Raw genomic sequence first — 10,226 nt, 5'->3', positions numbered from 1 at the left:
TGTAAGACCTTCAACAGCGCCTGCTCTCTGAACTCGACAGAATACGTTTGTTTCACCTTCAACTTGCACCTCTGATCTCTTGAAAATAAGAAAATTCAGAGGCGACATCTATTGTGACGCCGGGGGAGAACCTCCACGTCCTCCATCGCCGGCTGGAGCGCCTTGTAAATCGAATCGTCAAGTTCCGCCTGAGCCTTGGCGATGGCTGCCACCAAGTCCTCCCGATAACCGTGGCCGGATGGAGCGACGTTCAGGTGTTGTCGGGCGAACTTCAGAAGCTGGCTCGAGAACAGTCCAGGACGTGCGCTCGCCGATTCGGACCGCGCCTCGTCCTCTTCGGCGCCAAGCCCTCGTTGTGCCGGCACAAAATCCACGCGGATGAGCTTGCGCAGGAGCTGCAGCTCAACCGGCTGCGAACCAGGAGGTAGCTCCTGCAGGTCACGGCGCTTCCTATCTGCCAGGGGTCCCTTCGCGGGGTCGAGACGGTAAGCGGCGATCCGGCGAAGGTCCGAGGAGTGCCTGAGCCAGTAGTCAAGCAGGTCCATCGGCCAGGCGTGGCCATCCTTCGGAAGCTTGTGCACGGGAGAGCGCGCTTCGCGGTAGCGCCAGGCCAGCTTACGAAGTTCGTTTGCGTCTGACACAGGCTCGAGCCGAACCCGCACGCCGACTGCACCACCCGACCACTTGAGCGACGTGATGAAGGGAGCAATATGGTTGTATGCACCTTCCTTCGCGTCGAACCAAAGATCGATGAAAGGCATGCAAGCCAGCAGCTGCCGATATTGCTCATCCCATTTCTCGGCATCCTTGGAGTCCGTCGTGGGGTCCTCGTCGAGCGCCTCCCAGAGTTGGCTCAACTCGCGCAACTTCGCCCACTGAGAGAGGCTGATGTCGAAAGCGCGGAAGCCGGGCGACTCGCTCAGGAAGTTGCGAAGGACCGTTAGAAGGGAAGTCTTGCCGCTGTTGTTGGCGCCGACTAGGGTTGTGATGGCCTCATCGAGTTCAAGACGGGTCTTTGCCAGGCGTCGGAAGTTGCAGACCTCGACGCAGGCGAGCCGGATTGGTGAAGCGTCGGGAGGCGCAGTTGCTTCGGCCGATGGCGCTGCGGTCGCGCTCGGTGCGGGACTCGAGGCTGGGTTGGCAGTGGAAGAGGGAGCAGAAATCTCGTGCGTACTCATGGCGCCTTTATGCGGCCGCCCCGTTTGTCGGCGGCGAGTGTTGTAGCAGTCGCGATGCACCAGCGCGGCAACCGGTGCTCAACAGATTGATCATACCTTTACCTGGACGCAGGAACCACTCACTTAGCCACAACAAACGAAATCGTCCATGAACGGCAAAGTGATGCGCAAAATCCCTACCCCAGTTCGTGCATGGGCTGCTGGTGGTCATCGGTTGTCATCTTTTTCATTCCCTTATCTGGTCGTTGCTTGACCCATCCCCTATAGCTCGGCCCGGTCGCCGTTCAAAGTAAAAAGTCTTCGGGCCGTGACTCGCTGCGCCCGCTCCACCCCTCGATTTTGCCTTGCGCGTCACCCTGCTAGCCGGGCTACCGGGTGCGTATTGGCATGCAGCACTTCTGCGTAACATCTTCAACACCAGTTCGGCGAATCCTCCTTACGTCGGACCGAGCTCTATTCGCTGGCGCTCACCGGGCCTTCGTCCCGGCCATTCGGTGACGATCTCTTTCGCAAAGTCAAAAGCGCAGTCAGATGGAACGAACTAAGGGGCGCTGCCCCTGGCGCGGCACAAGGGATCTGGCTGCGCCCCGGCCGAGGGGTGTCCCCATGTTTCGCAAGCTGCAACACGGCCTGCGGCCGCCCTGCGGGTGGGTGATCCCCCTCCCCTCGTCCAGCCCTTGACGCCTTACCTCCCCGGTCGTCGCCCGACGGTCGTCGGGTGCATGTGCGCAACACCAGCACATACACCCCGAGACCTAAAGGAGAAAGACCATGAAGACACAGGCCAAGACCCTCCCCGATGTCTACACCCGCGTGACCGACAAAATCATTGCCGATCTCGAGCAAGGCGTAAGGCCCTGGGTGAAGCCGTGGAAAGGCAGCAATGCCGGCGGCCGCATCACCCTCCCCGTGCGTCATAACGGCATCCCCTATCAAGGCATCAACATTCTTTTGCTCTGGGGCGAACAGCTCGAGAAGGGCTATCAATCCAATCGCTGGATGACCTTCAAGCAGGCGCAGGAGCTCGGCGGCAATGTCCGCAAGGGCGAGCACGGCTCCCTGGTTGTCTACGCCAATAAGATCACGAAGACCGAAACCGACGGCAAGGGCGACAAGGTCGAACGCGAAATTCCCTTCATGAAGGGCTACACCGTGTTCAACGTCGAGCAGATCGAAAACCTGCCCGCCGAATATATGCCCCAACCCGAGGCAGTCCCCGCCGAACCCCTGCAGCTCATCGAACAAGCAGAAGCCTTCTTCGCCAAGACCGGCATAGTCGTCAGGCATGGCGGAAACCGGGCTTATTACGCGCCCGCGCTGGATGTCGTGCAAATGCCCATCCCGGAAAGTTTCGACACGGCCGAGAGCTACGCGGCCACCAAAGCGCACGAGTTCACCCATGCGACGAGCCACCAAACCCGCCTCGATCGGCAGCTTGGCAAGCGTTTCGGCGACGAAGCCTATGCAGCCGAAGAGCTCATAGCCGAGATGGGTTCAGCCTTCGTATGCGCTCAGCTGGGCATCACCCCGGAGGTCCGCGAAGACCACGCCTCCTATCTCGACCACTGGCTGAAGGTGCTCAAGGCCGACAAGAAAGCAATCTTCACGGCCGCCAGCCAAGCGCAACGCGCCTGCGACTACCTCTTTTCCCTGCAGACCGAAGCCGAGCAGCAAGCCGCCGCATGAACCGATCACCGAAAGCCTGGGGCGCACCGCTCCAGGCCGAGGTCAGGACCCGGAATCAAGGAGGGCATCATGAGCACCTTCACCGTTCTTTATGCCGTCAATGTCCCGCACTATGGCAGCGTGCAAATCGAAGCCGGAACGGCGGCCGAAGCAATCGCCACGGCAAAGACCCGCGACCCTGCAGAAATTTGCAACGAGCGCGACCGCAGCAACGCCGCCTGCGCGCGGATTGTGTCCATCACCGACGATAGCGGCCAGAGCATTGCCGAGGGTGTCACCCTCGACGGGGCATTCCTGCGATACGGCGGACGCCCCGCCTGGCTCCTCTGCGAGGCCGCGCCGGCAATGCTCGAAAGCCTGCAGAAAATGGTCACGCGCTCCGACGATCTTTTACGCGCGCTCGCATGCCCGGATTGTCGCAACGAACATCTCGTCGAGCGGCTTTGCGCTGCGTGTCATGTCGCCAAGGCCGTGATTGCCGCAGCGGCCGACGAGCAATGACGACAAGGAGCCGGAGCAGTTTTCGTTGCTTCATCCAGCGAGGGCACTCGCCCGGCTTTTTCCGCCCATATCCAGATCGGCCGCAAGGGCCTCAGTGGGGTTAGAGATTTAAAACACTTGATCTATTGCAGTGGTTACAGTAATACCGTTTGTGTAACAGGCAATCAAGAGATATTTTTCGTGTGTCAAATGCCCAAGCGTGGCCCCAAGAAAAAAACCTATATACACAAAATTGCCGAAAGCACCGTTAAATGGAAGCGGCCAGCAAATGGGCAAATGATGATCGGTTATGCCCGAGTTAGCACAAGCGATCAGAACAATCAGCGCCAGGTCGACGAGCTGATTAAATATGGCGTTGCCCCGGAAGACGTTTTTCAAGACAAGCAGAGCGGAAAGACCTTGGACCGCGCGGCATGGAAGGCCTGCTTTCGCGATCTTCAGAAAGGTGACTTGTTGGTCATCTATTCGCTCGACCGCCTAGGGCGAAATCTCGGCGATCTGATCGACATCGAGCGGCAGCTTTTTGAGAAGGGTGTTCGGTTGAAAGTTATTGCGCAGGACATCGACACATCGAACGCATCCGGCCGGATGATCTTTCATGTCTTAGGCGCGTTAGCGCAGTGGGAGCGCGAATGGAATTGGGAGCGCACCAAGCACGGGCTCGCTTCGGCGCGTGAACGGGGCGTGATCGGCGGCCAGCCCGCCAGGCATACGGACGATCAAATCAAAGGCGCTTTACGGAAAGCGGGCTCCGTCAGTGGCGCGGCCAGACTATTGAAGTGCGCAAAGATTACTATTATCCGACGCCAAAAAATGTGGGCCGAGGGGCGGAAATTGAAGCTTGCGGTCCGAGCATGAGAGAAACAACGAGGGCAAAATGTGGGAATTAAATAAAAATGACAGGTCCAAAGACTGGAAAGCAGTTGGAACATTTGCCAGCATCCAGGAAGCAACAAAGCGGATAATTGAACTAGAGGCCAAGCCCGTATCTGGTATTCACCTAGAAATGTTTGTTGAGACAAACTATGGTTCAGATGAAGAGTTTCTTGGCTATTTTGAGTACACAGGGGCGAAATCCCTTTACGTTATCAAGCGCGTTTTAAACTGACGGAAGGCACTATGGCGCAGGAAACACAGACGACCAGTGAAGGAGCCGAACTCATTGCGGAATACTGCCATTTTGAGGCTGACGGTCGCCCATTTGTCATCGCGGCTACAGAGTGGCCTTTCGTGATGGGCAACGTTCATGGGGACGAGCTCAAGCCCGAGGTATGGAATCCGGACGGTTGGAAAGAATATGTCGTTTACGGTGCCTACATTGCGCAGGCGGAGTTGCCCTCTGAGCAGATGATCCAACAGGTACAGGCCCTCGAATACGTGACTACTCGTACCGTGGACAGCGTATCTCGTGCGGTAACCGCATCGCAGATAGGGTGTATTACAGCCTTTAGGCCGACTCCCAGCAGCTGTCCTTTCGCAGCCAGGGTTCTGACTGAATTGCCGCTGAGAGATCTGGACGCACCGGCGTTGACGTTCTTTGCAAGAAACAAACATCTCTCTCCGGTACAAAATATTTTGGCGAGGGACGGGTTGCTGGCCGTGAAATGTGCTGTTCCCATTCCTGACACCTTCACCCGCGAAAGTCTCCAGCACGATGAAACTCTCGCGACCTATAAAAAATTGCTCGACACGCTTCTGCAGGATGAAGAAAGAGCGGCGGTCGCCGCCGCCAAGGTTAACTACATCGCTCCCAGCTACATACGCGAGCCTCATTACGTTGGGGATGTACGGGCAGGAACAATGGGCTGGAAACCCGGCAAGATACTCCATTGCTGAAGCGAGGCCTCGATGATGAAATCAGAAACGACGCAGGGTTGGTTAGGGCCAGCCGACGGGTCACGAACTGCAATCGCTAGTCCGCAAAAAGCTTGGCAACCGTCGCCATGGGCAAAAACAGACGGCGATCCTGATCGGGAAAATCGAGGAAATCAAAGGTTTCATAAAACGCCCGGGCTTTTTCGTCGATTGCGTCGACGATCACCGCCATCGAGGCGACTTGCTGCGACGCTTGCCAGCTACGGTACAGGGCATCCATGAGCAGACGCTTGCCGTGCCCAGCACTCCGATAACGGGCATCGACCGCCAAGCGCCCCAGCAGCGTCACCGGCATTTGCGGATAGCGCGGCAGCCGCTTGGCGATCTCGAGCGGCCATGCGTCATGGTCGACGCTCGAGGAAGACAAAGTGTAGTAGCCGATAATGTGAGACTCAGGCGGTTCCGTTAGCACGAACGACATGGCGACATGCCGCCGCCCCTCCTGGCCCGCCTGATGACGCAGATAGCGGTCCAGTTCTTCCGTCCCGCATTGAAACGCGCCCCGCTCATGTTCCTTGCCGAGCGGATCGATCCGGTATCTGCCCGTCGTCAAGCCGTGCCCATTTCTTTGAGATAGGCGACTGCCGCGGCGCGCAGACGTTTCGAGGGCGGCGGCGGATTCAACAGAGCGTCGATAAAGGCCTCGCGATCGCGCTCCGAGAGACGGATCGTCTCATGCTCGCGGATTGTCTTAAGAGCCGCTTCTTCCGCGCTCGCCAATACGAACGCCGTCACCGTGCGGCCCTGTAAGGCCGCCGCGTGTTCAAGCAGCTCTTTCTGATCGGTAGTCAGACGAGCATCAATGCGGTCAGTGCGCGCGGCCTTCGCAGGCTTTGCGGATTTGTGGGTATCGGTTGGTAGCATGATGCCCTCCATGGCTTCCCCATAATGTACGGCGTTTTACCGTACATATCAAGAAAATTCGGGCGGCGGCCCTAACCCACTGAAGGAGGGCGATATTTGGGGCCATATCGACGCACCGGCCACCAGCTTTTCTGCTGTCCTCGGTATCATTGCGCCTCTATCTCGGAGACCTACGATATGAAAAGCAAATTGATTCCCGGTGAATCGCTCGCCGCGATCGACCCTCAAGTCGTTGCATACATTGAGCGCGTCGGCGATGACAACGAATTTCCTTTCACGGACAAATTCCTTGCGATCAAAAACGAAGTCGGCCGGGTCTATCGCGTCCTGATCGCTGACGGCGTAGGCGAGGCAATCGAGGCTGACCAATTTCTTGTCGGCCTCGGTTGCGTTGAGGAACCCACGAACCGCTATAACAGCCTGTTCCAAGCTCCGCAGTCCGGCGTTTGATCGGAAGTGCAGCCGGTCCACCTGCACGCAAACGTCAATGTTTGGCCGCGGCAGTAGAAAGCTACTTGGAAAGCCCAATGGCTTTCCAAGTTTCGATAGCCTTGTCTTGATATGGCTTGGCTTGGTCGCGGATTGCGCGTCAGCACACTTTTTCGCGGAGCCAGGAGGTCAGACCGGCATCCAAAACCATCCGCGCCAGCCGTTCCGGACCGATGCACACAATCTCGCGCTCTTGTTGCTCGTCGGTCTCCGCCAGAGTGCCGGAGTGCCAGACGAAAAACATCCGATCGAACGTCCCATGTCTCTCGAAGTCGGCGGTATATGCTGCCAGATCGCCCTTTCCGGTTGATGATTTAATCTGGACGAACGCGCGCTCTTTAGTCGTTGGCAGCATGAGCTCGAAGTCGACGGTTTTCTGCGTCTTTCCGAGCTGTCCGATTCGCCTCCACCCGCTGTTGGCAAAAACCAGATCGACGAGCAGTTCAAAATCCTGCCAGGTCAGAAGGCGCATGAGCGGGACGATCCGTTGGACCATCTCGTTCTCCGCTCTGACTGCCGCCTCGACTTCGGGCAGCATCTCGCCGTTGAGCTTTCGCTCGAGATAGTCGCGGGCGATCACGTCGCAAATCGTGCCGCGGAACGCCTGCACCTTGAGCAGATGCCCGGACAGTTTTTCGGTCGAGAGTTTTTCGCCGCGAATATCGCAGCAGTGCCAGCCGTCGACAGTCTCCCGGTAGCTTCCATGACCGTCGTCATGCTGTTTGACTCCGGGCTTCGCAAAGCACCACCACAGCAGGCCGCCATAAAACGTGACCCAGAGCACGCTTTCGTCGGCTTCAAAGAAATTGCGGATTTGCGTTACATCTCTTGTCGCCGCGCCCGGGTCTTCTCGAAGAGCTCGCCACACGTCTCGTACCGTCTCCCAGTCGCCGGCCAAGGCGGCCTCGAATGGCGTCTCGTTATATCCGAAACGCAGGATCCCGCGTTCAATGCATTCTTTTTCCCAAGAACCTCCCCTGCCAAGTTTTATATAGAGGACCTTTGATGGTTTGATCTTGAGGGTCGGTTTTTGCGCTGGATTGTTCATTCGATCCCCGATGTTTGGTTCCGGAGTTTGCGAAGGACTGCACGGTGTCCCTCTGCCGCTCCGTTCCATGTTTTGTATTGCGCGTTCAAGGCTGCAACCTCTTTCCCGCCCTTGTCGAATACTACCGTCTCGAAAAGCTTTAGCTGGCCGGCCTGACCCGAATTCGTATCAGCGCCAACGAAGAAAGTTGATACCTCGATGGCTCCAACTTCGTCTTGGGCAACAAAGCGCTCACCCGACTGCGTCGCAGCCTCAAACCACTCGTGCCACTCCCGTGCAGTCGCGCATCTGGTGACCTTCTTATCGACGAGCTTGTAATACATCCGGCTTTCATAGACTGCATACCGTCATGCTGTCAAAACTGGCCCTTTTCCCGATGCATCGCCTCTGTCGATCGTCCGGCTTCGCCGTCCGGATAGTCCGATACCCTCCTTAACTCGGGCATCGGCTTGCCTGCCCATCCGTCCTTAACCCCGACCTTTGTCCTTAACCGCAGGCGATACACCATACGCACGGTGCCCGTGCGCGGCCGGCCTTGCTCCGCCGGGCCCGGGCGGGAGCCAGCGCCACGGCGGAACGACTACACAAGCGACTACAAATTAACTATCAAAACTATAAAAACGACTGTTAATACGCTACACTGTGCATACATCGACGATGCGCGGAGAGCGACATGGTTGCCCCGATTTCAGTGCGGCTTTCGGAAGAGAAATGGCAGCTCTACTCCGACCTGGCGCAGGCGCAGGGCGTCGGACTTTCGACCTATCTGAAGCGCCGCCTCGAGCAAGGCGACCAGCTTGCCGAGCAGCTGGCGAGTCTCCGGCGCGTGATCGAGGCCTCCCTCATTCCGCGCGACGAACCCGCCGCGCCATCCGGCCCTGGTGCGCCTGCGACGTCACCCCGCCAAGACGGCATCCTGCTCGAATTACTTTTGCTGATGCGGAGCGCCGTCGGCGAAGCAAAAATGGGCGTCGTCCATGGGGAGCTCCGGCGACAAAATCTGCCGGTCTGGACGGGCGATGCCGGGAGCCGCAAATGAACGACATCGAAAAGCGGCAGCTCTCCGCGGGCATCGCGATCGTCATTCCCGTTATGGCCTGGCTGGCGACAGTGCGCCAGACGGAAGTCATTCCGCATGAGCATCGGGCCAAAGCTATCGCCCTGCTCATCCTGGCGACGCCCCATAAACCACTACTTTTGTCCGCGCTGCTGGCCGGAATCACGCTGGCGGGCTTGGTACTTTGGATCCTTGCCCGCGTCGGCAAGACGGAATTTGAAGGGGCTCCCTATCGCAAATTCTTGCGCGGCACGCGGATCGTCTCGCCGGAACGGCTGGCGAGAAAAACGGCCGACCGCAAACGCCGCCATGTGACCGTCGCGGACATCCCCATTCCGGTCGCCGCGGAGAAACTGCATGTTCTGATTGGCGGCGGCACCGGCACTGGGAAATCGACGATTTTCCGCGAGCTCGCGCTTGGCGCAGTGCTTCGACGTGACCGCATTATCTGCCTCGATCCGAACGGCGACATGATGTCCAAGTTCTGGCGCGAGGGCGACGTCATTCTCAATCCCTACGACGCCCGCACCGCCGGATGGTCGTTCTTCAACGAGATCCGCGCGGACTATGATTTTCACCGCTATGCAATGTCGATCGTGCCGGTCGGGAAGACGGCAGACGCCGAGGAATGGGCTGGCTATGCGCGCCTGCTCCTGCGCGAAACCGCGCGAAAGCTGAGCCTGCTCGGGCAACCGTCGATCAGGGAATTGTTCCGCTGGACCACTATCACGCCGCCCGGAGAGCTTCAGGAATTCCTCACCGGCACGCTCGCGGAATCGCTCTTTGCCGGATCGTCGGAGGCGTCAAAGGCGTTAACCTCCGCGCGCTTTCTTCTCTCCGACAAGCTGCCTGAGCATGTCACCATGCCCGGCGGGGAATTCTCGCTGCGGACATGGCTCGAAGACCGCGACGGCGGCAATCTCTGGATCACCTGGCGCGAGGATATGGCGCCCGCGCTCAAGCCTTTGATCTCGGCCTGGATCGATGCCTTGTTCGTCTCCATCCTGTCGATGCCCGAGGATTCGGACCGTCGCATCTGGGCGTTCATCGACGAGCTCGCTTCGCTCGAAAAACTCGCCTCTCTCGAACCGGCTTTGACCAAGGGTCGCAAACATGGCCTTCGTGTCGTCGCCGGCCTGCAGTCGACGGCGCAGCTCGACGACATTTACGGCCGCGATACGGCCAAGACGCTCCGGTCATGCTTCAGCTCGCTTGCCGTGTTGCGCATCTCGAAATCCGACCCGGCAACGGCCGAGGATTTCAGCAAATCGCTCGGCGAGCATGAAGTTGAGCGCGACCGCACGAGCCGCAATGTCAGCACGAGCAGCAGCACCAGCGGAACACAGGCCATCGTGGAGCGCGAGCGCGTCGTTACCGCGTCCCAGCTGACATCCCTGCCCGACCTCTCCGGCTATCTGGCGATTGTCGGTGATACGCCGATCGCGCGTTTCAAGACCCGCTATCGCCCGTACAAGGTCCAGGTTCCGGCCTTCGTCGAGCGCAAAGCCGGCGGGTTCGGAGAATGACC

13 protein-coding genes are annotated in these 10,226 nt (G+C 58.6%); 8 read left to right on the top strand and 5 right to left on the bottom strand.

The features are described 5' to 3' along the window. Window positions 1-95: 95 nt before the first annotated feature. On the bottom strand, window positions 96-1,178 hold the full coding sequence (locus tag HV744_RS28450; protein WP_246279227.1) for an AAA family ATPase: 1,083 nt from the start codon (window positions 1,176-1,178) through the stop codon (window positions 96-98). Window positions 1,179-1,949: 771 nt separating this feature from the next. On the opposite strand from HV744_RS28450, the gene HV744_RS28445 reads away from it, so the two are divergent. From HV744_RS28445 to HV744_RS28425, 5 genes are all read left to right on the top strand, one after another. Next, window positions 1,950-2,864: an ArdC family protein gene (locus tag HV744_RS28445; protein WP_175152696.1), complete on the top strand. Its 915-nt coding sequence runs from the start codon at window positions 1,950-1,952 to the stop codon at window positions 2,862-2,864. A 69-nt stretch (window positions 2,865-2,933) separates the two neighbouring features. Then, on the top strand, window positions 2,934-3,365 hold the full coding sequence (locus tag HV744_RS28440) for a hypothetical protein (RefSeq protein ID WP_175152695.1): 432 nt from the start codon (window positions 2,934-2,936) through the stop codon (window positions 3,363-3,365). A 189-nt stretch (window positions 3,366-3,554) separates the two neighbouring features. Beyond that, the gene (locus tag HV744_RS28435) at window positions 3,555-4,223 is read left to right on the top strand and encodes a recombinase family protein (RefSeq protein ID WP_175152694.1); all 669 of its coding nucleotides are present in this window, start codon (window positions 3,555-3,557) and stop codon (window positions 4,221-4,223) included. Window positions 4,224-4,242: 19 nt separating this feature from the next. Further along, entirely contained in the window at window positions 4,243-4,473 is a 231-nt protein-coding gene (locus HV744_RS28430) for a hypothetical protein (protein ID WP_175152693.1), read from the top strand. 11 nt (window positions 4,474-4,484) lie between these two features. Further along, window positions 4,485-5,201, top strand: a complete 717-nt coding sequence (locus HV744_RS28425) for a hypothetical protein (protein ID WP_175152692.1) — start codon at window positions 4,485-4,487, stop codon at window positions 5,199-5,201. Between the two features lie 76 nt (window positions 5,202-5,277). Here the strand turns inward: HV744_RS28425 and HV744_RS28420 are convergent, their stop codons facing one another. Further along, the gene (locus HV744_RS28420; RefSeq protein ID WP_217469162.1) at window positions 5,278-5,661 is read right to left on the bottom strand and encodes a GNAT family N-acetyltransferase; all 384 of its coding nucleotides are present in this window, start codon (window positions 5,659-5,661) and stop codon (window positions 5,278-5,280) included. A gap of 128 nt (window positions 5,662-5,789) precedes the next feature. Beyond that, entirely contained in the window at window positions 5,790-6,104 is a 315-nt protein-coding gene (locus HV744_RS28415) for a type II toxin-antitoxin system TacA family antitoxin (RefSeq protein ID WP_175152690.1), read from the bottom strand. A gap of 177 nt (window positions 6,105-6,281) precedes the next feature. Here HV744_RS28415 and HV744_RS28410 point away from each other — a divergent pair, with 177 nt between their 5' ends. Then, entirely contained in the window at window positions 6,282-6,554 is a 273-nt protein-coding gene (locus HV744_RS28410; protein ID WP_175152689.1) for a hypothetical protein, read from the top strand. Between the two features lie 139 nt (window positions 6,555-6,693). Here the strand turns inward: HV744_RS28410 and HV744_RS28405 are convergent, their stop codons facing one another. Both HV744_RS28405 and HV744_RS28400 read right to left on the bottom strand, forming a co-directional pair. After that, complete coding sequence (locus HV744_RS28405) at window positions 6,694-7,641, bottom strand: hypothetical protein (RefSeq protein ID WP_175152688.1); 948 nt, start codon at window positions 7,639-7,641, stop codon at window positions 6,694-6,696. Further along, on the bottom strand, window positions 7,638-7,964 hold the full coding sequence (locus HV744_RS28400; RefSeq protein ID WP_175152687.1) for a hypothetical protein: 327 nt from the start codon (window positions 7,962-7,964) through the stop codon (window positions 7,638-7,640). Before HV744_RS28400 ends, HV744_RS28405 begins: the two co-directional genes overlap by 4 nt. Window positions 7,965-8,314: 350 nt before the next feature. On the opposite strand from HV744_RS28400, the gene HV744_RS28395 reads away from it, so the two are divergent. Together HV744_RS28395 and HV744_RS28390 are read left to right on the top strand one after the other, a co-directional pair. Next, complete coding sequence (locus HV744_RS28395) at window positions 8,315-8,680, top strand: hypothetical protein (RefSeq protein ID WP_175152686.1); 366 nt, start codon at window positions 8,315-8,317, stop codon at window positions 8,678-8,680. Beyond that, the gene (locus tag HV744_RS28390) at window positions 8,677-10,224 is read left to right on the top strand and encodes a type IV secretion system DNA-binding domain-containing protein (protein WP_175152685.1); all 1,548 of its coding nucleotides are present in this window, start codon (window positions 8,677-8,679) and stop codon (window positions 10,222-10,224) included. The genes HV744_RS28395 and HV744_RS28390 overlap by 4 nt, the downstream gene beginning before the upstream one ends. The last annotated feature ends 2 nt before the right edge of the window (window positions 10,225-10,226 follow it).

The organism is Paraburkholderia ultramafica, from assembly GCF_902859915.1.
In the GTDB taxonomy this organism is placed as follows: domain Bacteria; phylum Pseudomonadota; class Gammaproteobacteria; order Burkholderiales; family Burkholderiaceae; genus Paraburkholderia; species Paraburkholderia ultramafica.
Note: the sequence above shows the minus strand (reverse complement) of the source record. Positions and strands in the feature narration are given on the sequence as shown.